Origin of the sequence: Pseudofrankia coriaricola (assembly GCF_032027725.1) — a bacterium.
GTDB lineage: Bacteria > Actinomycetota > Actinomycetes > Frankiales > Frankiaceae > Pseudofrankia.
Map to the genome: position 1 here is coordinate 101,436 of NZ_JASNFO010000017.1, position 24,575 is coordinate 126,010.

The following is a 24,575-nucleotide window of genomic DNA, read 5'->3' on the forward strand; positions in this document are numbered from 1 at the left end:
GGAAGTCACAGCTGTTGCTCGATGAACTCGAAGAGCTCGTCGTCGGACGCGGACGCCAGCCGCTCGCTGACCGACGGGGCGGCCTCCGACGCGGCGTCCGCCGTGTAGCGGGCCGCGAGCTGCGCGATCCGGGCCCGCAGCGCCATCCCGGCGGCGTCGCCGGGTTCCGCGCCGGCCAGCACCCGCTCCACCAGGTCGACGCTGGCCAGGGCGTCCGACGCCGACGCCGACCGCGTCGCCGCCGGCCCGGGCGCGGCGCCGGCCGTACCCGGGCCGGCCGAGGTCGCCGGCGGCGCCGCGCTGGCCAGCTCGGTCTGGATCTTCCCGGCCAGGGCCCGGGGCGTCGCGTAGTCGAAGACCACCGTGGCCGGCAGCCGCAGCCCGGTCGCCCGGTTGACCCGGACGCGCAGCTCCACCGCCGTGAGCGAGTCGAACCCCAGGTCGCGGAAGGCGGTCCGCATCTCGATCTCGCCGGCGCTGTCGTGGCCGAGCGTGGCCGCGGCCAGGCCACGGACCAGCTCGGCGACGATGCGCGCCCGCTCCTGCTCGCCCGCGGCCGTCAGCCGGCGGCGCAGCGCGTCGGCGTCCGAGCCGGCGTCGCCGTCGGCCGCCGGCGACCCCGGCTCGGCGACCGCGGTGCGGGCTCGGCGGGCGAGGTCGCGCAGCAATGGATGCGCCGGCGCCGCGCCGGCGCGGACGGCGGCCAGGTCCAGGCCGACCGGCACGACCAGCGCCTCCCCGGCGCCCAGCGCCGCGTCGAACAGGGCCAGCCCGGCAGCCGACTCCAGCGGCCGCACGCCGAGGCGGGCCAGCCGGGTGATGTCGGTCGCGTCCAGCGCGCCGGTCAGCTCGCTGCGCTCGGCCCACAGTCCCCAGGCCAGCGAGATCGCCGGCAGCCCGGCCGCCCGCCTGGCCGCCGCCAGGCCGTCGAGGAACACGTTGGCCGCCGCGTAGTGGGCCTGCCCGGCCGTGCCGAACTGGCCGGCGGCGCCGGAGAACAGGGCGAACAGGGCCAGGTCGGTGCCAGCCGTCAGCTCGTGCAGATGCAGCGCCGCGTCCACCTTCGGCCGCATCACGGCGTCCACCCGGGCCGGGGTCAGAGCCATGACCGTCCCGTCGTCGAGGGCCGCCGCCGCGTGCACGACGCCGGTGAGCGGGTGCTCGGACGGCACGGTCGCCAGCAGGCCGGCCACCTCGCCGCGGTCGGTGACGTCGCAGGCGACGATCCGGGCCTCGGCGCCCAGTCCGGCCAGCTCGGCGCTCAGCTCCGCCGCCCCGGGCGCGTCCGGTCCGCGTCGGCTGGCGATGAGCAGGTGCCGCACGCCGTGCGCGGTCACCAGGTGCCGGGCGAGCAGCGCGCCCAGCGTGCCGGTGCCGCCGGTCAGCAGGACGGTGCCGTCCGGGCGCAGCCGCATTCCGGCCGCGCCGGACGGCTCGATCCGCGCCAGCCGCGGCGCGAGGACCCGACCGTCCCGGACCGCCAGCCGCCGCTCGCCGGCGGCGAGCGCGGCCAGCGCGGCCGGCAGCGCCCGCAGCGACGCCTCGTCCACGCCCCGTTCGCCCGCCTCGACGTCGACGAGCGCGAGCCGGTCCGGATGCTCCGTGCCCGCCGAGCCGAGCAGGCCCGCGAGCGGGGCGTGGACGAGGTCGACCGGCCCGGCCGCGTCGGTGGCGGCGGCACCGGCCGTCAGCACGACCAGGGTGGAAGAGGCGAAGCGTTCGTCGGCCAGCCAGCGCTGGACCAGCTCCAGCGTGCGGGTGGTCGCGGACCGCACCGCCTCCGCCGTCGACGGCCCCGGCTCCACACCGGGCCGTTCAGGCCGACTGGCCGGCTCGCCCGCTGCCTGGCCGACCGGCACGACGACGACCGGCGGCGCAGGCAGGCCGGCGTCGAGTGCCGCGACGAGGGCGGCCAGGTCGTCATGCCGATCGACCGGCGCGACCGGGCCAGCCGGCGCGGCGGAGCCACCGGACAGAGCGGCCGCGACGGCGGCCAGTGCTGGCGACTCCGGTCCTAGCACGCTGGTCACCGGTCCGCCGGCGGCAGCTGGCGCCCCGTTGCCTGACGGCGTGTCGGCGTCCACCTCCGCGAGCGGCGTCCAGTTCAGGCGGAACAGCGAGTCGCCGCTGCCGGCGGCGGCCGCGCGGAGCGCCTCCGGCGCGACCGCCCGCATCGCGATCGAGCCGATCGACCCGATCACCTCGCCGGTCAGGTCGTACAGGGTCACCGCCAGCTCGTCCGGGCCGGACCGGTGGATGCGGACCCGTGCCGCGGCGGCGCCGGGCCGGTCGACCCGGGCCCGCCCGACGGCGAACGGCAGCCGGGTCTCGCCCGAGGCGAACAGGAAGCTCGGGTGCAGCACCGTGTCCAGGAGCGCCGGGTGGAGCAGGTAGGACGGCGCGCCGGACGCCTCGGCGCCGGCGAGCCGGGCCTCGGCGTAGATGTCGTCACCGAGCCGCCACGCGGCCCGCAGCCCGCGGAACGCCTGCCCGTACTCGTAGCCGGCGTCGGCGAAGCCCCGGTAGAGCTCGTCGGTGTCGACCGGCGTCGCGCCGGCGGGCGGCCAGGTAGCCAGGGCGTCGGCGGACGGCCCTGGCCGGGCGGCGTCGACCAGGACGCCGGTGGCGTGCCGGGTCCAGTCCTCCGCGGCCCGCTCGCCTCGGCTGGCCGTCACGCCGGCCCCGGTGGTGACCGCGAGGGTCATCGGCCGGGAGTGCAGCGAGAAGTCCCGGCGGCCGGCCGCGTCGGGCGCCGCGACCGACAGGCGCAGGGCGACGGCCGCCCGCTCGGGCAGCACCAGCGGGGCCCGCAGGGTCAGGTCCTCCAGCTCGGCGCGGCCGGCGCCGAGCCGGCGGCCCGCGGCCAGGGCGAGCTCGACGAACGCGGTCGCCGGCAGCAGCGACACTCCCGCCACCCCGTGGTCGGCGAGCCAGCCGTGGGTCGCCTGGCCGATCGCCCCGGTGAACACCACCCCGCCGCTGTCCGGCAGCTCCAGCGCCGCGCCCAGCATCGGGTGGTCGACGTCGAGCGCTCCGCTGGCCCGGGCGCCGCCGGGCCCGGCCGTCGAGGTGTTCATCCAGTACCGCTGGCGCTGGAACGGGTAGGTCGGCAGGTCGACCCGGCGCCCGGCCGCCGGGACGAGCGCCGGCCAGTCCACGGCGCCGCCGGCGACGCCGACGGTCGCCAGCGAGGTCAGCATCCGCCGCCAGCCGCCCTCGCCGCGGCGCAGCGTGCCGGTCACGACGGCCGGCTCGTCGCCGGCGGGCACCGCGGCGTCGAGGGTCTCCTCCAGGCCGCCGACCAGCACGGGGTGCGGGCTGACCTCGACGAAGACCCGGTGGCCCGCGGCGGCGAGCGCGGCGACGACGGGTTCGAGCAGGACCGGCTGCCGCAGGTTGCGGTACCAGTAGTCGCCGGTGAGCGCGGCGCCGTCGAGCAGCCCGCCGGTGACCGTCGAGTGGAACGCGACCCGGGTGTCGCGCGGCTGGATGTCGGCCAACGCGCGCAGCAGCGCGTCGCGAACGGTCTCGACCTGCGCCGAGTGGGACGCGTAGTCGACGGGGACGCGTCGGGCCCGGATCCCGGCCGCGTCGGCTCGCGCCAGCAGCTCGGCCGCCCCGGCCTCCCCACCGGACACGACCGTCGAGGACGCGCCGTTGACCGCGGCGACGCCCCAGTCGCCGGGCAGCCCGGCCAGCAGCGGGGCCGTGTCGGCCGCCGGCAGGCCGACCGAGACCATCGCGCCCCGCCCGGCGAGCGCGAGCAACGCCTTCGACCGCAGCGCGACCACCCGGACGGCGTCGGGCAGGCTCAGCGCGCCGGCGACGTACGCGGCGGCGATCTCGCCCTGGGAGTGACCGACGACGGCGTCCGGCTCGACGCCCGCCGCGCGCCACACCGCGGCCAGCGACACCATCACCGCGAACAGCGCCGGCTGGACGACGTCGACGGCGTCCAGCGAGGGCGCGCCCTCGGCGCCCTGGACCACGTCGAGCAGCGACCAGTCGACGTGGTCGGCGAGCGCCTCCGCGCAGGCCGCCATCTCCCGGGCGAACACCGCAGATTCGGCCAGCAGCTCGGCCGCCATGCCGACCCACTGCGAGCCCTGGCCCGGGAACACGAACACCGTGCCGCCGGCGTCCCCCGCCCGGCCCCTGACCACCGTCGCCGCGTCCGTGCCGTTCTCGACCGCGGCCAGGCCCGCCAGCGCCTCGGCCGGGTCGGCGGCCAGTACGACCGCCCGGTAGGGGAACAGCGCGCGCTCGGTGACCAGCGCCCGGGCGACCCCGCCGACCGCGCCGTCGGCCACGGTGGAGATCGCCGACAGCGCGGACCGCAGCCGGCCGGCCGCCGCCCGCAGCGCCGCCTCGGAGCGGGCCGAGAGGAGCAGCGGGGCCACCCCGCCGACCAGGCCCGTCACTCCGGTCGAGGCGAGGGCGGCGGGGGGCGCCAGGGCGGCCTCGGTCGGCGCCTCCTCCAGGATCAGGTGAACGTTCGTCCCGCTGACCCCGAACGAGGAGACGCCGGCCCTGCGCACCCCGTCCGGCCCGGCCGCCCACGGACGGGCCTGGCCGAGCAGCCTGACCGCGCCGGCCGACCAGTCCACGTGCGGGGACGGCTCGGTGACGTGCAGCGTCCGGGGCAGCAGGCCGTGCCGCAGGGCCAACACCATCTTCATGACGCCGGCCACGCCCGCGGCGGTCTGCGGATGCGCGATGTTGGACTTGACCGACCCCAGCCAGAGCGGCCGGTCGACCGGGCGCTCGCGGCCGTAGGTGGCGAGCAGCGCCTGGGCCTCGATCGGGTCGCCGAGGGCGGTCCCGGTCCCGTGCGCCTCGACGGCGTCCACCTGGTCGGACCGCAGCCCCGCGGCGGCCAGGGCGGCGCGGATCACCCGCTGCTGGGACGGCCCGTTGGGCGCGGTGAGGCCGTTGCTGGCGCCGTCCTGGTTGACCGCCGAGCCGCGGATGACCGCGAGCACTCGGTGGCCGGCCCGGCGCGCGTCGGACAGCCGCTCGACGAGGACCAGCCCGACCCCCTCGCCCCAGCCGAGCCCGTCCGCGCCGGCGGCGAACGCCTTGCACCGGCCGTCGCGGGCCATCCCGCGCTGGCGGCTGAACTCGATGAAGACGCCGGGCGTCGGCATCACCATCACGCCGCCGGCCAGCGCCATCCGGCACTCGCCGGACCGGACCGCCTGGCTGGCCATGTGCAGCGCCACCAGCGACGACGAGCAGGCCGTGTCGACGGTGACGGACGGCCCCTCCAGGCCGTAGTGGTAGGAGATCCGGCCGGAGGCGACGCTGGAGAGCTTGCCGGTGAGCAGGAAGCCCTCGAGACCTTCCGGCGCCTCGTGGATGCGGGCGCCGTAGTCCTGGTAGCCCAGCCCGACGTACACCCCGGTGGAGCTGCCGCGCAGGCTGTCGGCGACTATGCCGGACCGTTCGAACAGCTCCCAGGACGTCTCCAGCAGCAGCCGCTGCTGCGGGTCGATGGCGATCGCCTCGCGGGGGCTGATGCCGAAGAAGCCGGCGTCGAACTCGTCCGCGTCGTGCAGGAACCCGCCCTCCCGGGCGTAGGAGCGGCCCTGCCGGTCCGGGTCCGGGTCGTAGATCGCGTCGATGTCCCAGCCGCGGTTGGTCGGCATCTCCGTGACGGCGTCGACCTCGTCGGCGATCAGGTCCCAGAGGTCCTCGGGCGACCGGACGCCGCCAGGGAAGCGGCACGCCATGCCGACGATCACCAGCGGGTCGTGCGCGTCGGGCGCGGCCGGGGCCGTGGCCACGCCCGACGCGGCCTGGGCCGGCGCCTCGTCGGCGCCGAACAGCTCGGTCCGCAGGTACTCGGCGACGGCGCCGGCCGTCGGGCAGTCGTACACGAGCGTGGTCGGCAGCGGCAGGCCGGTCGCCATGGCGAGCCGGTTGCGCAGCTCGACGGACGTCAGCGAGTCGAACCCCAGGTCCTTGAACGCCCGGGTGGCCGGCACCCGGTCAGTCTCGGGATGGCCGAGCACCGCGGCGGCGTGCGCCCGCACCAGGTCGACCAGTGCCGCGAGCCGGGCCGGCCCGTCGGCGTCGGCCAGTCGCGTGGCCAGCTCGTCGCCGCCGCGCCCGCTGACCCCGGGGCCGGGGCCACCGGACGGAGCGCCCGGCACGTCCTCGCCGTGCTCCGCGCCGGCCTCGGCCAGGCCGGCCAGCAGCCGGTCGCCCCCGCGGCCCAGGGCGCGGGCGAGGGCGGCCCAGTCGACGTCGGCCACGACCGCCGTCGGCTCGGTGGCGGCGCCGGCGACCGCGTCGGCCAGCGCCGCCAGGGCCGTGTCCGGGTCCATCGGGTGGATGCCCCGGCGGGCCAGGTGCCGCTCGGCGACGGCGTCGACCATCCCCCCGCCGCCCCAGGAGCCCCAGGCCACGGCGAGCGCGGGCAGCCCCAGCGCGTGACGGTGGGCGGCGAGCGCGTCCAGGTAGGCGTTGGCGGCCGCGTACGGCGCGGACCCGGCCGTGCCCCACACGCCGCTGCCCGAGGAGAACAGCACGAACGCCGCCAGGTCCAGGTCACGGGTCAGCGCGTGCAGGACGGCGGCGCCGGCGGCCTTCGGGGCGAGCACCGCCGCCGCCCGCTCCGGCGTCAGCCCGTCGAGCAGCCCGTCGTCGAGGACGCCGGCAGCGTGGACGACGGCGCGCAGCGGCGCGTCGGCCGGCAGGGCGGCCAGCCCGGCCGCCACGGCGTCGGCGTCGGTGACGTCGGCGGCCAGGACGGTGACCGCCGCGCCCCGGGCCGCCAGGTCGGCGGTCAGCTCGGCCGCGCCCGGTGCCTGCCCGCCCCGGCGGGAGACGAGCAGCAGGTGGGGCACGCCGGCGTCGGCCAGCGCCCGGCAGACCCGGCCGCCAACCGCGCCGAACGCGCCGGTGACGAGCGTCGTCCCGTCGGCGGGCGGCCAGTCGGCGCCACGGCGCGCGCTGGTGCCCGCCCGGGTGAGCCGGGCGGCGGACAGCCCGCCGGCCCGGATCGCGAGCTGGTTCTCGCCCGTCGTCCCGGCGAGCACGGCGGCGAGCCGGGCTCGTGCGCGGGAGTCGGGCCGCTCCGGCAGGTCCACCAGGCCACCCCACCGGTCCGGATGCTCCAGCGCGACCACCCGTCCCAGGCCCCACAGCGTCGCCGCGGTGGGGCGGGTCACCGCGTCGGCCGGGCCGACCGACACCGCGCCCTGGGTGACGAGCCACAGCGGCGCGGCGATCCCAACGTCGCCGAGCGCCTGGACCAGGGCCGCGGCGGCGAGCGTCTCCTCCGTCGCCGCGGCACCCGCGGCGGCACCGGCGAAACGGCCGTCGGCCTCGGCGGTCTCGGTGAGCACACCGATCACGCCCGCGACGGGCGCGCCGCCGAGGGCCGTCAGCGCCGCGGCGAAGGCCGCCCGGTCCCGGGCTCGGGCCGGGACGGGCATCGGTATCGCGCCCCGTTCGGCGAGCGTCTCGTGGACGGACTCGAACAGGTCCCCGGACACGACGTCGCCGAGCGGGACCAGCAGCCAGCGGCCGTCGAGGGCGCCGTCCGGGCGGCGCGACGTGTCCCCGACGACCGGCCAGCGGAGGCGGTAACGCCAGGCGGCCGCCGCCCCGGCCTCCGCCCGCCGGCGCCGCCACGACTCCAGCGCCGGCGCGAGCATCGCCAGCGAGTCCCGGCCAGCGTCCGCCAAGTCCAGCTCATCGGCCAGCGACGCGAGCTCACCCGTCGCCAGCCGGTCGAAGAACTCCGCCGGCCCGGGCGGCGCCTCGGCGGCGGGCTCGGCCGGATCGAGCCAGTACCGGCTCCGGCGGAACGGGTAGGTGGGCAGGGCGACCGTGCCGCCGCCGGCGGCGGGCAGGCAGCGCGTCCACTCGACCGGGACGCCCCGGGTGTACAGGTCGGCGACCGCGCCGATGAACCGGTCCGGGCCGCCGTCGTCGCGCCGCAGGGTTCCGACGACGACGGCGCCGCTCGCCCGGCCGACGCCCGCGTGGGACTCGGCGGTCTCCTGGATTCCGGCGACGAGTACCGGATGCGGGCTGATTTCGACGAAGACGGTGTGCCTGTCGTCGAGGGTCCGGCGCACCGCGGCCTCGAACTCGACGGTCTGGCGCAGGTTAGTGAACCAGTAGTCGGCGTCCATCCGCGCGGTGTCGATCCGCTCCCCGGTGACGGTCGAGTAGAGCGGGACGGCGGCCGGGCGCGGGGAGACCGGCGCCAGGGCCGTGGCCAGCTCGGCGCGGATCTCCTCGACCTGCGCCGAGTGCGAGGCGTAGTCCACCGGGATCATCCGCGCCCGGATGCCCTCGGCGTCCAGCTGGCCAGCGAGCGCGGCCAGCGCCGCCCGACCGCCCGAGACCACCACCGAGCCCGGGCCGTTCACGGCGGCCACGGACAGCTGGGCGCCGTCCGCCCGAAGCCGGTCCATCGCCCATTCCAGCGGCCGGGCCACCCATAGCATGCCGCCCCGGCCGGCGAGCCGGCCCAGCGCGCGGCTGCGCAACGTCACGATCCGCGCGGCGTCGTCGAGGCTCAGCGCGCCGGCGACGTACGCGGCGGCGATCTCGCCCTGGCTGTGGCCGATGACCGCGTCCGGCTCGATCCCCTGCGCGCGCCACAGCGCGGCGAGCGCGGCCATGACCGAGAAGAGCGCCGGCTGCACGACGTCGACGCGTTCCAGCGGCGGGGCGCCCGGAGCCCCCGCCAGCACGTCGAGCAGCGACCAGTCGGTGTAGCGGCCCACGGCGTCGGCGCAGCCGGTCAGCTCGGCGCGGAACACGTCGCTGCTCTCGGCGAGCTCCAGGCCCATCCGGGCCCACTGCGCGCCCTGGCCGGGGAAGACGAAGACCGTCCGGCCCGGGGCGCCCTGCGCGCTGCCCGGTCCCACGACGGTGGGCGACGGCGTGCCGCTGACCAGGTCATCCAGGCCGCCGAGGAGGTCGTCCGTCGTCCGGCCGATGACGACGGCACGCCGCTCGAAGGCGGTCCGGGTCGTGGCCAGCGCGCGGCCGACCTGGGCGGCCGGCAGGTCCGGCCGGGCCGCCAGGTGGGCGCGCAGGTCGGCGGCCCGGGCCCGCAGGGCGTCGTCGTCGCGGGCGGTCAGCACCCAGGGCACCGCCCCGCGCACGGCCGGCGCGGCCGGGCCGGCGACGTCGGCGGGCGCCGCGTCCGCGTCGCGGGCCGGCTCGGCGACGATGACATGCGCGTTGGTCCCGCTCACGCCGAACGACGACACGGCCGCCCGCCGGGGCCGGTCGCTCCGCCGCCAGGGCCGGGCCTCCGTCACCAGCTCGACCGCGCCCGACTCCCAGTCCACCCGCGACGACGGCGCGTCCACGTGCAGCGTCCGGGGCACTATCCCGTGGCGGATCGAGAGCACCATCTTGATCACACCGCCGACCCCGGCCGCCGCCTGCGCGTGGCCGAGGTTCGACTTCACCGAGCCGAGCAGCAACGGCCGGTCCGCCGGCCGCTCCTGGCCGTAGGTGGCGAGCAGCGCCGCGGCCTCGATGGGGTCCCCGAGCGCCGTGCCGGTCCCGTGCCCCTCCACCACGTCGACGTCCGCCGGTGTCAGCCCGGCGGAGGCGAGCGCGGCCCGGATGACCCGCTCCTGCGCGGGGCCGTTCGGCGCCGTCAGACCATTCGACGCCCCGTCCTGGTTCACCGCCGAACCCGCGATCACCGCCAGCACCTCGTGGCCGTTGCGCCGCGCGTCCGACAGCCGCTCCAGCACCAGCAGGCCGACGCCCTCGGCCGGGCCGAACCCGGCGGCGCCCTCGGCGTACGCGCGGCAGCGGCCGTCCGCCGACAGGGCGCGTTGCCGGGAGAACTCGATGAAGGTGCCGGGGGTGGACATGACCGTCACCCCACCGGCCAGCGCCAGCGAGCACTCGCCCGCCCGCAGCGACGCCGCCGCCAGGTGAAGCGCCACCAACGACGACGAGCACGCCGTGTCGACCGTCACCGCCGGACCCTCCAGGCCGAGGGTGTACGCCACCCGCCCCGAGGCGACGCTGGTCGTCGTGCCGGTCAGCAGGTAGCCGCCGAGCCCGTCGGGGACGTCCCGCAGCCGCGGCCCGTACTCCTGGGCGATCGCCCCGACGAACACTCCGGCCTGGGCGCCGCGCTGGGTCCGCGGGTCGATGCCGGCGCGCTCCAGCGCCTCCCAGGCCGTCTCCAGCAGCAGTCGTTGCTGCGGGTCCATCGCCGCCGCCTCGCGCGGGGAGATCCCGAAGAACTCGGCGTCGAACTCGGCCGCGTCGTGCAGGAACCCGCCCGCGCGGACGTACGTCCGCCCGGCCGCCCCGGGGTCCGGGTCGTAGATCTCGGCCAGCGGCCAGCCCCGGTCGGTCGGGAAGGCCGAGAGGCCCTCCGCGCCGGCGTCGAGCAGGTCCCACAGCTCGTCCGGCGAGGCGACCCCGCCCGGGAACCGGCAGGCCATCCCCACGATCACGACCGGGTCGTCGCCCGCGCCGATGCGCGGGGCCGGCGGCGGGCCGGCCATCGACCCGCCGGGCGGCGTCGCGCCGGCCGCGGCCGGCGCCAGGACGGCGTACAGATGGCGGGCGAGCGCGGCCGGCGTCGGGTGGTCGAACAGCACGGCGGCCGGTAGCCGGGCACCGACGGCCGCGTTGAGCCGGTTGCGCAGCTCGACCGACATCAGCGAGTCGAAGCCCATCGAGCGGAACGCGAGGTCCGGCGCGACCGCGGTGGCGTCGGCGTGACCGAGGACGGCGACCGCGTGCTCGCGGACCGTCTCCAGCAGCAGCGCCAGCGCGTCGGCCTCGTCCAGCGCGGCCAGGCGCCCGGCCAGGCCGGTGCCGGCCGCGCGCGTGCCCGGGTCGTCGTGGGCGGCCCGCCGCCGGCGCGCCGGGCCGGCGATGCCCCGCAGCAGGCTGGACCCCGCGCCGTCGGCGTCGGCCAGCGCGGCGCCGTCCAGGTGGGCCGGGACCACGACCGGGTCGCCCGCGGCGAGCGCGGCGTCGAACAGCGCCAGCCCGTCGGTGTCGGTCAGCGGGACGATGCCGCCGCGGGCCAACCGGGCCAGGTCGGCGGCATCGAGCTGCCCGGTCATCCCGCTGGCCGCGGCCCACAGGCCCCACGCCATCGACGTCCCGGCCAGGCCGGCGGCGTGGCGGCTCGCCGCGAGCGCGTCGAGGGCGGCGTTCGCCGCCGCGTAGTTGGCCTGGCCGGGAGTGCCCACGACGCCCGCGACGGAGGAGAACACCACGAACGCCGCGAGGTCGGCCGAGGCGGTCAGCTCGTGCAGGTGCCAGCCCGCGTCGACCTTCGGGCGCAGCACGGCGTCCACGCGGTCCGGGGTCAGCGCGGTGACAACGCCATCCTCGAGCAGCCCGGCGGCGTGCACCACCGCGGTGAGCGGCGCGTCGACCGGGACGCCCGCCAGCAGCGCGGCGAGCGCGGACCGGTCCGCGACGTCGACCGCGGCGATCGTGACGTCGGCGCCGGCGGCCGCCAGTTCGGCACGCAGCGCGGCCGCGCCGTCGGCGGCCTCGCCCCGCCGGCTGACCAGCAGCAGCCGGCGGGCGCCGTGCGCGGCGACGAGGTGGCGCGCGGCCAGGGCGCCCAGCCCGCCGGTGCCGCCGGTGACCAGCACGGTCCCGGCGGGGTCGAGCGGGGCCGGCACAGTAAGAACGATCTTGCCGATGTGCCGCCCGGCGCCCAGGTGCCGCAGCGCGTCCGGCGCCCGTCGCACGTCCCAGACGGTCGCGGGCAGCGGGGCCAGCACGCCCCGGGCGAACAGCTCGGCCAGCTCGGCCAGCATCGCGGCGATGTCGTCCGGGTCCACGAGGGTGAGGTCGAACGCCTGGTAGCTGACGCCGGGATGGTCAGCGGCGACCACGGCCGGGTCGCGGACGTCGGTCTTGCCCATCTCGACGAACCGGCCGCCCTCGGCGAGCAGCCCGAGCGAGGCGTCGACGTAGTCGCCGGCCAGCGCGTTGAGGACGACGGAGATCCCGTCCGGCGCCGCGCGGCGGAAGGCCTCGGCGAATCCGAGGTCGCGGGAGGAGGCGACGCGGTCCGCGCCGATCCCGCGCTCCCGCAGGAAGGCCCATTTGCCCGGGCTGGCCGTCGCGAACACCTCGGCGCCGAGATGGCGGGCGAGCGCGGTCGCGGCGAGGCCGACGCCGCCCGCCGCCGCGTGCACGAGCAGGCTCTCGCCCGGCTGGATGCGGGCCAGCTCGACCAGGGCGTGGTAGGCGGTGAGGTAGACGACCGGGGCGGTCGCGGCCTCGACGAAGCTCCAGCCGTCCGGGATCGGGATCAGCCGGCGGTGGTCGGCCACCGCGAGCGGCCCGAACGCCCCGGAGAACATGCCCATCACCCGGTCGCCGACGGTGACGGTGGTGACGGCGGAGCCGACCTCGACGACCACGCCGGCGCCCTCCAGCCCCAGCGGCCCGGCGTCGCCGGGGTAGAGGCCGAGGACGTTGAGGGCGTCGCGGAAGTTCGCGCCGGCCGCCCGGACCGCTACCCGGACCGCCCCGGCGGCGAGCGGGGCGGCCGCCGCCGGTGCGTCGAGCAGCGCGAGCGCGGCCAGGGATCCCCGCGGTCCGGCCAGGTCGAGCCGCCACGGCCCGGTCCCGCCCGGTGGGGCCAGCGGGGGGCGGCTCGCCGTCGGGGTCAGGCGGGGCACCCAGACCGCGCCGGCCCGCAGGGCCAGCCGGGGCTCGCCGGTGGCCAGCGCGGCCGGCAGCGACCGCCAGGACGCGTCTGTCCCGTCCACGTCGACGAGCACGAACCGGCCAGGGTTCTCGGTCGCGGCGGAGGCGAGCAGGCCCCAGACGGCCGCCGCCGGCACCTCGACCGGTCCGGCGTCGATGGTGACCGCGCCGGTCGTGACGACCACCAGCCGGGCGGCGGCGAGCCGCTCGTCGGCCAGCCAGTCCTGGACCAGCCGCAGCGCGGCGTGGGTGGCCGCCCGGGTCGCCGCGGGCACCGGGCCCGGCCCGCGCCCGCACCACGCGAGCAGGACCGGCCCCGGGTCGTCGGCGAACGCCGCCAGACCGGCGGCGGTGCGCGCCTCGACGCCGGCGGTGGCCAGGACGGCGGGCAGGTCGCCGCCGGCAGCCAACCCGCCGTCCGCCCCCTCGCCGCCCCGGGCGGGCGGGGCCAGGGCGGCCAGCGGCACCGGGGCGGCGCTCGCCGCCGGGCCGGGCACCCAGTCGACGACGTGAAGCCGGCCGCCGGCCGCTGGCGACGCGACGGGAGCGGCTCCGCGTGCCGCGGCGGCGACCGTGTCCGCGTCGGCCGGCCGGATCAGCAGCGACGCGACCTGGGCGACCGGGAGGCCGACGCAGTCCGCGACGTCGATCGTCACGGTCTCGGGGCCGAGCCGGCGCAGCCGGGCACGCACCCGCGTCGCGCCGGACGCCGTGACCCGGGCGCCGGACCAGGCGAACGGCAGCGCCGTGCCCGTGAAGATCCGTCCGTCGCCGGCGCCCACGAAGGCGGCGTGCAGCACCGCGTCGAGCAGCGCCGGGTGCAGGAGGTGCGCGCCGGCGGCGGCCGCGGCGTCCCCGGTCAGCTCGGCCTCGACGAACGTGTCCGCTCCCCGGCGCCACAGCTCCCGCATGCCCCGGAAGGCCGGGCCGTAGGCGAAGCCCGCCGTGGCGGCCGCGGGGTAGAAGCCGGCGAGGTCGACCGGCGCGGCGTCCCGGGGCGGCCAGGCCGCCAGCTCCGCCGCGTCGGCGTGCGCCGGGCCCGGCTCTGGCGGGGCCATCGCCAGCCGGCCGTGGGCGTGCCGGGTCCACGGCGCGTCGGCGCCCGGCCGGGAGAAGAGGCTCACCGAACGCCCGCCGTCGCCGTCCGGCGGGCCGACGCTGATCTGCACCGTGACCGGGCCTCGCTCGGCCAGCGCCAGCGGGGCGGCCAACGTCAGGTCGTCGACGACGTCGCAGCCGGCCCGGTCCCCGGCCAGCATGACCATCTCGAGCAGCGCCGTCCCCGGCACCAGCACCGAGCCGAAGACGGCGTGGTCGGCGAGCCAGGGGGCGTCGGACCGCGACAGGCGGCCGGTCAGCACCAGGCCGCCGCCGTCGGCCAGCTCGACGACCGCGCCGAGCAGGGGATGGCCGGCGCCTTCGAGGCCAACCCGGGTGACGTTCGCGCCATTCGCGTCCGCCGCCGGGTCCAGCCAGTGCCGGTCCGGGGCGAAGGCGTAGGTCGGCAGCTCGACGCGGCGCGGGGCGAGGCCGTCGAACGCGGCCGCCCAGTGCACGCCGACGCCATGCACGTAGGCCTCGGCGAGCGCGGTGAGGAACCGTGTCCGGCTCCCGTCGTGGCGGCGCAGGGTGCCCAGTGCCACGGCACCGGAGGCGGCGTCGCCCAGCGCGTCGAAGGTCTCCTGGAGCCCCACCGTCAGCACCGGGTGCGGGCTCATCTCGACGAAGGTCCGGTGCCCCCGCCCGGCCAGCAGCCGCACGGCCGCCTCGAACCGGACGGTCCCGCGCAGGTTGCGGTACCAGTAGTCGGCGTCGAGCGCGCCGTCGCCGACCGGCTCGCCGGTGACGGTCGAGCACATCTCGACGGCCGCCGGTCCTGGCGTGACCGGCCCGAGGGCGGCGAGCAGGTCGTCCCGGATGCGTTCCACGTGCGCCGAGTGCGAGGCGTAGTCGACGGGGACCCGGCGGGCGTCGACGCCGCGCCGCGCGCACTCGGCCAGCAGCTCGTCGAGGCCCGCCGCGTCGCCCGACACGACGGTGGAGCGCGGCCCGTTCAGCGCGGCGAGCCCGATCCGTCCCGGCCAGCCGGCCAGCAGCTCCTCGGCCGCCTCGCCGGCCAGCGGCAGCGAGACCATGCCGCCCTGCCCGGCCAGCGCGATCAGGGCGCGGCTGCGCCTGGCGACGATCCGGGCCGCGTCGTCGAGGCTCAGCGCGCCGGCGACGTGCGCGGCGGCGATCTCGCCCTGGCTGTGGCCGACGACCGCGGCCGGCTCCACCCCGTGCGCGCGCCACAGGGCGGCCAGCGACACCATCACCGCGAACAGCGCGGGCTGCACGACGTCCACCCGGTCCAGCGGCGCCGCCGGCGCGTCCCCGGCCAGCACCTCGGCCCACGTCCAGCCAGCCGCGTCGCCCTCCGCCTCGCCGGCCGCGCCATCGACGACGCCGCCGATCTCGTCACCGGCCGCCTCGCCACCGGCCGCCTCAGCACCGGCGGCTACGTCGACCGGCGGCTGGCGGGGCTGGCTCCAGGCGACGTGCGGCGCCAGCGCCGCGCGGCAGGCCTCCATCCGGTCGCGGAAGACCGTGGACGCCGCCATCAGCTCGAGGGCCATGCCGGCCCACTGGGCGCCCTGGCCCGGGAAGACGAACACGACGCCGGCGCCCGGGCCCGTGCGCCCGGCCGCGCCGGCCCGCACGACGGTGGCGGAGGCGAGGGCGTCCGAGGCGCCGGGGCTCAGGCTCGCCGGCCCGGCGGGAGCGCCCTCGGCCTCCGCCAGGACGCTCAGCCCGCCCAGAAGCTGCTCGGGGCGAGACCCGAGCAGGACGGCCCGGCTGGGCAGCGCCGCCCGGGCCGTGGCGAGGGCGTGGCCGACGTCGGCGGGCCGAGGAGCCGGCCGGGCGACCAGGAAGCCGCGCAACCGGTCGGCCTGCGCGGCGAGGGCCGCGTCACCCGTGCCGGAGATCACCCACGGCACGACCGGGTAGGCGGGCGCCGTCGGCGCGGCCGCGACGGCCGACGCGGCGAGCTCTGCCGAGGCCGCCGGGCCGACGGGCTCGGCCGCGGTGGGCGCGTCCGCCGGCTTCGCCGGCGTCTCGATGATCACGTGGGCGTTGGTGCCGCTGATGCCGAACGACGAGACCCCGGCCCGGCGGGGGCGGCCGGTGTCCGGCCAGGGGCGGGCCTCGGTGGCCAGCTCGACCGCCCCGGACTCCCACTCCACATGTGAGGACGGCGCGTCGACGTGCAGCGTCGGCGGAACCAGGCCGTGCCGCATCGCCAGCACCATCTTGATCACACCGCCGACCCCGGCGGCCGCCTGGGTGTGGCCGATGTTCGACTTGAGCGACCCCAGCAGCAGCGGCCGGTTCTCGGGACGGCCCTGCCCGCAGGTGGCCAGCAGCGCACCGGCCTCGATCGGGTCCCCCAACGTCGTCCCCGTCCCGTGCCCCTCCACCACGTCCACATCGACACCCGACAACCCGGCCGACGCCAACGCCGCCCGGATCACCCGCTCCTGCGACGGACCATTCGGCGCCGTCAGACCATTCGACGCACCGTCCTGGTTCACCGCCGAACCCGACACCACCGCCAGCACCTCATGACCGTTACGCCGCGCATCCGACAGCCGCTCCAGCACCAGCAGACCCACACCCTCCGACCAGGCCGTGCCGTCGGCGGCCTCGGCGTACGCCTTCGCGCGGCCGTCCCGGGCCAGCCCGCGCTGACGGGAGAACTCCACGAACATGCCGGGGGTGGACATGACCGTCACCCCACCCGCCAGCGCCAGCGAGCACTCCCCCGCCCGCAGCGACGACGCCGCCAGATGCAACGCCACCAACGACGACGAGCACGCCGTGTCGACCGTCACCGCCGGACCCTCCAGGCCGAGGGTGTACGCGATCCGGCCGGAGGCGACGCTTCCGGCGCCGCCGGTCAGGACATACCCGCCAAGGCTGCTCGGCGCCTGGTGCAGCCGGGGGCCGTAGTCGCCGGCCATCGCGCCGACGAAGGTGCCGACCGGCTCGCCGGCCAGGGAGAGCGGGTCGACACCGGCCCGCTCCAGCGCCTCCCAGGCGGTCTCCAGCAGCACCCGCTGCTGCGGGTCCATCGCCGCCGCCTCGCGCGGGGAGATCCCGAAGAAGGCGGCGTCGAACCGGGTCGCCCCGGCCAGGAAGTAGCCGTCACGGACGTAGCTGTGCCCGGCCGCCGCCGGGTCCGGGTCGTAGAGCTCCGCCAGCTCCCAGCCGCGGTCGGTGGGGAAGCCGGAGATCCCGTCGGCGCCGCGCGCGACCAGGTCCCACAGGTCGTCCGGCGACGCCACATCGCCCGGGTAGCGGCAGCCCATCCCGACGATGACGATCGGGTCGTCCGCGGCGGCCCGGCCGGCGCCCGGCCCGGTGGACGGCCGGGACGGCCGCGGGGCCAGCAGGTCGCGCAGCCGCCGGGCGAGCGCGGCCGGCGTCGGGTAGTCGAACAGCACGCCGGAGCCCAGCCGCAGGCCGGTGGCCGCGCTCAGCAGGCCCCGCAGCTCCACCGCCATCAGGGAGTCGAAGCCGGCGTCGCGGAACGGCCGGCGGACGTCGATCTCGCCCGCGCCGCCGCCGAGCACGGCCGACATGGACTCGCGGACGACCTCCAGCGCCACCCGGGCGGCCTCGGCCGGGGCGAGCCCAGCCAGGCGTCGGCCCAGCGCCGTGTCCGCCCCGGTCGAAGCCTGCCCGCCGGCGCCGGCGCCCGCTGATCCGTCCGGTCCCGCCGAGTCGGCCGCGGCGACGGCGGCCACGCCGGACGCCGAGGCCGGCTCGCCCGGGTCGGCGAACAGCTCCGCGCCGAGGTCATGGCCGCCGGCCACCGCGCCGGCACCGCCGACCTGGTCGCTCCCGGCCAGCCAGTACCGCTCCCGCTGGAACGCGTAGGTCGGCAGCGAGACGTCGCGGGCCGCCGCGCCGCCCACGGCCGCCCAGACCGGGGCCCAGTCGACCGCGCCGCCCCGGGTCCACACCCTGGCCACGCTGGTCAGGAACGCCCGCCACGAGCCGTCCCCGCGGCGCAGCGTGCCCAGTGCCACCGCGTCGCCGACGCCCGCGAGCGCCGTGTCCCCGGACGCCGTCTCCCCGGACAGCGTGTCCCCGGACAGCGTGTCCCCGGACAGCGTGTCCCCGGCGGTCTCGTGATCGGCCGCCGCGTCGACGGCGGCCCGCGCCGCGTGCGTCTCGTCCGCGACGGCGTCGATCGTCTCGGTCACGCCGACGACGAGCACCGGGTGCGGGCTGACCTCGACGAAGAGCCGGTGCCCGGCCGCGAGAAGCGCGCGGATGGCCGTCTCCATCCGGACCGGCTCCCGGAGGTTGCGGTACCAGTAGTCCGCGTCCAGCAGGGACCCGTCGATCCGGTCGCCGGTGACGGTCGAGTAGAAGGGCACGCCGGCCGGGCGCGGCGCGACCTCCGCGAGGTCGGCCAGCACGGTCTCGCGGACCCGCTCGACCGCCGGCGTGTGCGAGGCGTAGTCGATCGGGACGGTGCGGGCGCGCAGCCCGTCGGCCGCGCAGGCGGCGGCGAACGCCTCCAGGTCGGCCGGCGCGCCGCCGACCACCGTCGAGGACGGCCCGTTGACCGCCGCCAGGACGATCCGGCCGTCGAAGGCGGCCAGCCGGGCGGTCACGTCCGCGGCCCCCAGCGGCACGGACAGCAGCCCGCCACTGCCGGCGATCTCACCCAGGGCATGGGTCCGCCGGACGACTGCCCGGGCCGCCTGCTCCAGCGACAGGGCGCCGGCCACGCAGGCCGCCGCGAGCTCGCCCTGGCTGTGGCCGACGACGGCGGCCGGCTCGACGCCGACCGATCGCCACAGCGCGGCCAACGAGACCATCACGGCGAACAGCGCCGGCTGGATGACCTCGAGGCGGTCCATCGCCGGCCGCCCGTCGATCTCGGCGACGTCGCCGCGCACCACCGCGACCAGAGACCAGCCGACCAGCGGGTCGATCACCGCGGCGCACTCGTCCAACCGGGCCGCGAAGACCGGGCTGGACGCGTAGAGCTCCCGCGCCATCCCGGCCCACTGCGAGCCCTGCCCCGGAAAGATCATCACTGGCCGGGCCGGCGCCCCCTCCGGGACGAGGGCGGCACCCGCGACGGCGCCGGCCGAGGGCAGGCCGTCGGCGAACGCGTCCAGGCCGGCCACCAGCTCGTCCCGGCTCGAGCCGACGACGGCGGCGCGGTGCTCGAACGTGACCCGGGTCGTCACCAGCGACCGCGCGACGTCGGCGAGCGTCGGCCCGTGCGCGCCGGCCAGGTGGTCGCGCAGGCGGCGGGCCTGCGCCCGCGCCGCCGCGGCCCCGCGGCCGGACACCGTCAGGACGTGCGGCCCGGCGGTGGCCTCACGGGCGACCACGGCGGCCGGCGGGGCCGGCTCGCCCGGCCAGTCGGCCACGACCAGGTGGCAGTTGGTGCCGCCCATGCCGAACGACGACACGCCGGCGACGCGGCGGCCGCCGCCATCCGGCCACGCGCCGAGGCCGGTCTGGACCCGCAGGCCCAGCTCGGCCAGCGGCAGGCCGGGCGGCGGCTCCAGGTAGTTCAGGCTGGCGGGCAGCTCGCCGGCCTCGACGCTGAGGATCGCCTTGAGCAGGCCGGCGATGCCGGCGGCCGCCTCCAGGTGCCCGACGTTCGTCTTGACGGAGCCGACGGCGACCGGGCGCCCGGCCCGGGCAGGGCCGAGGACGGCCGCGAGCGCGCGGGCCTCCACCGGGTCGCCGGCCCTGGTGCCCGTGCCGTGCAGCTCGACGTAGGCGACGTCGTCCGGCGCCGTCCTCGCGTCGGCGAGGGCACGCCGGATGACGTCCTCCTGCGCGGCCTGGTCGGGCACCGTCAGGCCGGGGCCGCCGCCGTCGTTGTTCACGGCGCCGCCGAGGATCACGGCCCGGATCGGGGCACCGTCGGCCAGCGCGTCCGACAGGCGGCGCAGCACGACGACGCCCCCGCCCTCGCCGCGGACATAGCCGTTGGCGCGGGAGTCGAAGGTGAAGCAGCGCCCGTCCGGGGACAGCGCGCCGAGGCGGCCCGCGGCGAGCGTACTCTCGGCGGCGGCGACGAGGTGGACGCCGCCGGCCAGCGCCAGCGAGGACTCGCCGCGGCGCAGGCTCTCCACCGCGAGCTGGACGGCGACCAGGGCGGAGGACTGCCCGGTGTCGACGCTGATGCTCGGGCCGCGCAGGCCCAGCAAGTAGGAGGCCCGGTTCGCGATGATCCCCCGGTTGGTCCCGGTCAGGGTGTACGGCCCGATCGCGTCGAGGCCCGCGCGGGCGGCGAGGGTGGCGTAGTCGTCGCCCATCGCGCCGACGAACACTCCGGCCGGCGTCCCGCGCAGGGCGGGCGGCCGGATCCGCGCATCCTCCAGCGCCTCCCAGGCCAGCTCCAGCGTCAGCCGCTGACGGGGGTCCATGGCCTCGGCCTCCCGGCGGGAGAGACCGAAGAACGACGCGTCGAAGGTGTCGATCCGGTCCAGGAAGCCGCCCGGCAGGCTGAGGCGGGGACCGCGCTCGCCGTCAGAGGCCGGGCCCGTCCGCCGTTCGGGATCGAGCCGGGTGACGGCGCTGGAGCCGGCCCGCAACAGGCGCCAGAACGCGGCCGGGTCCGGCGCCTGCGGCAGCCGGCAGGCCAGGCCGAGGACCGCGATGGGCTCGGCGCCGGAAGGAACCGGCACGGTCGGGGACACGTCCGTCACGCCTGCTCACCTCGTCGCGCGTCGGCCGGCACGGCTGCCGGCGACCCGCCGTGGGCGGCGGGGGCCGCCGCGGCCAGGGAGGCGGCGAGCAGCGGCAGGAAGGTCTCGGGTGACTCACGGATGAAGAAGTGGCCGCCGGGCACCGGGTGCAGGGCGCACCCGCCGGTGGTGTAGCGGCTCCACTCGGACGCCCCGGCCAGGCCGACCATGGCGTCGTCGACGCCGGCGAAGACGTCGATCGGGACGGGGAGCGGCGCCGGCGGTGGTCGCCAGCTGGCGCAGACCGCCAGGTCGTCACGGACGAGCGAGGTCGCCGCCACCATCCAGTCGGGATAGTCGAGCAGCGTCTCCGACATGCCGCCCATCCCGATCAGCAGCCGGGCCAGCGCGAGGTCGTCCATCCCGTCGACGCTCCCCAGCGCCCGCGGCCGGTGCGGCGCGGCGTGCGCCCCGAGCAGCAGGCGGACCGGGCCGCGCCGCCCGCTCTCGGCCCGGCGGTGGGCGAGCGCGAACGCGACGAGGGCGCCCATGCTGTGCCCGTAGCAGGCGTAGCGGCCCTCGAGGTACGGTCCGAGCTCTCGTTCCAGGTCGTCCAGCAGGGCGGTCATCTCCCGGAAGCGCGGCTCGCGGACCCGGCGCTCCCGGCCGGGGAGCTGTACCGGGAGCACCCGCACCGCCGGGCCGACGGCGGCCGACCAGCCCGTGAAGGCGGAGGCGGCGCCGCCGGCGTGGTGGAAGCACAGGAGGTCCAGGGCGGCGGCCGGGCCGGGCGCCGCGGGCAGGTAGGCGGTCGCCGTGGCCTTCCAGGCGTGCGGCGACCGCTGGCTCGCGATGACGGGAACGACGTCCGGCACCTTCATCAGAATTCCTTCCACACCGGCCGTGCTCCCGGCCGGGCAATACCCATCGTGGGAACGCCCGGCGCGCGAGCAGCGCCGAAAGAATGCGGACCAGTGACCGGTGTCACAGAGGGGAAGAGATTCCCGGAGGACTGGCAGATATCCCTGTCCGCGAGGGGCGCGACGGTGCGACCGGCTCGCGTGGACACATCCTCGCGCAGCGTCCTTAAATCTGCCTAGTACTGCGCTTAATAGCCGTCCCGGGGAGCGGGATACCCGGACCCGACAGGTCAGATTACATTTTACGCAATATTCATCAATCAACGGGGATGACATCACGGTGAAATACTTCGTGTGACGGGCGGCGGCGCAGGCGACCGAGACCAAGAATGGTCCCGGTCTGGGTGGAGGAAGGACCGGCCGGCAACGGAGTGCGCTCTGCCGGGACAGACCGTCGGGCCGACGCAGATCGTCAGGGCCAGCGCAGACCCCAGAGCCAGCCCGGACCGTCGGGGCCCGCGGGGACCGTCAGGGCCGGCGCGCCGGCGGGCCGGCTGAGGGCAGGTGCTCCAGCCCGACCACCCGGAGCAGGTCGAGCGCCTCGGCCGACGCCCCGGGCGACGCGGAATACACGATCACCCGCTGCTCCAGGCCGGGGACGGTCAGCACCTGGCATTCCAGCTCCAGGGGGCCGACGGCCGGATGGATCATCGTCTTCGGACCGTCGCGCCGGGGCCCCACCTGGTGGTCGGCCCAGATCTCGACGAACTCCGGGCTCGCGGCCAGCAGCTCCCTGATCAGCCGGCGAATCCGCGCGTCCCGCGGGTAGCGCGCCGCCGAGACCCGCAGGTCGGCGACCGCCTCGCGCGCGTAGGCGTCCCGCTCCTCAGGGGTGAAACGCATGCGCTGGGGCTGGAGGAAGAGCCAGCGGATGATGTTGCGCTCGGCCAGGCTGAGGTCGGAGAAGTCCCCGAGGAGGACGGCCGCGAGCCGGTTGAAGGCGAGGATGTCGTACCCCGCGTCGAGCACGTAGGCGGGCATGTTGTCGAGCCCGTCGAGCAGCCGCAGCACCACCGAAGGCACGTCACGGCGCGGCGCGGCCGAGGACTCCGACACCAGGCTGGCCAGCCGGAACATGTGCGTGCGCTCGTCGTCCGTCAGCCGCAGCGCCCGGGCCAGGGCGGTCATCACCTGGCTGGACGGCCGAGGACCGCGGGCCTGCTCCAGCCGGATGTAGTAGTCGACCGACATCCCGGCGAGGAGCGCGACCTCCTCCCGGCGAAGCCCCGCCGTCCGGCGCCGGCGGCCGGCCTCGAGACCGACGTCACCGGGCTGCACGCGGGCGCGCCGGTCGCGCAGGAAGCTCGCCAGCTCGGACCGGTCCACGACTGCACAATGTCACACCGGGGAAGCGCGAACGACCAGGAAGGTGGTATCCGCGGTACCACCATGTCCGGCGCGGAGTGGTACCCCGGCCATCTGCCGGCCGCTACGCTGATCCTCACGTCGAGCACCGCCTGGATCCGATTGCGCGCCTCGAGGAGCGGAGCGCTCTAGTAACCGCTCATCCCAGGAGCACCCGATTCCCCGGGGCACCAAGTGCCCGGGGCATCAAGTCGCTTTCGGCACGCCGCGCCTCGGGACGAACTTTCCCGCGCCCGAGGCCGCGCGATGCGGCGCGCCGTTTTTCGCCTCGACGCGCCGATCCGGGCGCATTCGATCGACGTTTCTTTCCCGATCCGCTCGGGCCCAGCGCCGATATCCGTCCGTCACGAAAGGCATCCCGATGTCGAGTCCGGTAACCTCCGAATCCGGCGTCGACGCCGTCGACGCCGTCGGGCCATCTCACGAGCGCCGGCGTAACCCCGCCGTCGCCCTCGCAGTGATCGCCGTCTGCCAGCTGATGACGATCCTGGACGCGACCGTCGTCAACATCGCGCTGCCGACCATCCAGAAGGCGCTGGACTTCTCGACGACCCAGCTCTCCTGGGTGCTCAGCGGCTACACGGTCACCTTCGGCGGCCTCCTGCTCCTCGGCGGGCGGGCCGGCGACATCCTCGGCCGGCGCCGGGTGTTCATGACGGGCATCGCCGTGTTCACCATCGCCTCCTTGGTCGGGGGATTCGCGACCAACCCGGCCTGGCTGCTGTCGACCCGCGCCCTCCAGGGGCTCGGCGCGGCCCTCGCCTCACCCAACGCGTTGTCGCTCATTGCCACGAACTTCGAGGCCGGCGAAGAGCGCAACCGCGCCTTCGGCCTGTTCGCCGCCGTCTCCGGTGCCGGTTCCGCGCTGGGCCTGATCCTCGGCGGCATGCTCACGAGCTGGGCGTCCTGGCGCTGGGTGCTGTTCATCAACGTGCCGATCGGCGTCATCCTGCTCGCGCTGGCCCCGCGGTTCGTCCGCGAGTCGACCCCGCACCCCGGCCGCTTCGACCTGGCCGGAGCGATCACCTCGACGACCGGTATGGCCGCGCTGGTCTACGCCTTCATCCGCGCCGCCAGTGACGGCTGGCGCGACCAGTGGACCATCGGCGCGTTCATCGTCGCCGGCGTCACCCTCACCGCCTACATCTTCATCGAGCTGCGCGCCTCCCAGCCGATCACCCCGCTGCAGTTGTTCCGCGAGCGGGACCGGACGGCGTGCTACCTGACGATGCTGCTGAGCGCGGCCACTCTGTTCGGCATCTACTACTTCATGGTCCAGTTCCTGCAGGAGGTCCGGGGCTTCTCCCCCATCCGGGCCGGGCTCGCCTTCCTCCCGTTCACCCTCATCCTGATCGTCTCGGCCCAGGCGGCCGCGTCGCTCGTGAACAAGGTCGGGCCGCGCCTGCTAATGATCATCGGCGGCGTCTTCGTGGCCGGCGGGATGTTCTACCTCGCCCAGGTGGGGCCCGACAGCGGTTACACCCCCGACGTCCTCGTCCCGCTCGCGCTGATGGGACTGGGCTCCGGCATCGTGTTCGTGCCGGTCACGCTGGTCGCGCTCAACGGCGTCGAGGCGGCCTCCGGTGCCGCCTCCGGCCTGCTCGACGCGACCCAGCAGGTCGGCAGCTCGCTCGGGCTCGCCGTCATGGTCACCGCCTTCGGCACGGCCGGCCGGCACGTCACCCCGCTGCCCGGCGCGTCGGCGGCCCAGCAGCAGGTGCATGTCCTCGGCGAGGCGGTCGGGGACGCGCTCCTCGTCGGTGCCTGCTTCGCCGCCTGCGCGATTCTCGTCGCCCTGCTGGTCTTCCGTGGGCGGGGCGGGCAGCTCGATCTCGACGCCGCCGCCAGCCGCGGAATCGTCGACTGAACCGCGATGACGGGGCGACGGGTG

4 protein-coding genes are annotated in these 24,575 nt (G+C 77.2%); 1 reads left to right on the forward strand and 3 read right to left on the reverse strand.

Annotated elements, in window-relative coordinates; translation table 11 throughout:
• Nucleotides 1–5: 5 nt before the first annotated feature.
• The 3 genes from QOZ89_RS10315 to QOZ89_RS10325 all read right to left on the reverse strand — a co-directional run bounded on the left by QOZ89_RS10315 (nucleotide 6) and on the right by QOZ89_RS10325 (nucleotide 22,645).
• Entirely contained in the window at nucleotides 6–20,420 is a 20,415-nt protein-coding gene (locus tag QOZ89_RS10315; protein WP_312623630.1) for a type I polyketide synthase, read from the reverse strand.
• The gene (locus tag QOZ89_RS10320) at nucleotides 20,417–21,280 is read right to left on the reverse strand and encodes a thioesterase II family protein (protein WP_071049482.1); all 864 of its coding nucleotides are present in this window, start codon (nucleotides 21,278–21,280) and stop codon (nucleotides 20,417–20,419) included. The genes QOZ89_RS10315 and QOZ89_RS10320 overlap by 4 nt, the downstream gene beginning before the upstream one ends.
• A gap of 507 nt (nucleotides 21,281–21,787) precedes the next feature.
• Nucleotides 21,788–22,645, reverse strand: a complete 858-nt coding sequence (locus tag QOZ89_RS10325; RefSeq protein ID WP_071049483.1) for a helix-turn-helix transcriptional regulator — start codon at nucleotides 22,643–22,645, stop codon at nucleotides 21,788–21,790.
• 400 nt (nucleotides 22,646–23,045) lie between these two features.
• Here QOZ89_RS10325 and QOZ89_RS10330 point away from each other — a divergent pair, with 400 nt between their 5' ends.
• A complete protein-coding gene (locus QOZ89_RS10330) occupies nucleotides 23,046–24,551 on the forward strand; it encodes an MFS transporter (RefSeq protein WP_071049484.1) in 1,506 nt (501 codons plus the stop codon).
• Nucleotides 24,552–24,575: the final 24 nt, after the last annotated feature.

Coding starts and splice junctions, on each gene's coding strand:
- QOZ89_RS10320 (WP_071049482.1), bottom strand. CDS start 21,280: ATGAAGGTGCCGGACGTCGTTCCCGTCATCGCGAGCCAGCGGTCGCCG.
- QOZ89_RS10330 (WP_071049484.1), top strand. CDS start 23,046: ATGTCGAGTCCGGTAACCTCCGAATCCGGCGTCGACGCCGTCGACGCC.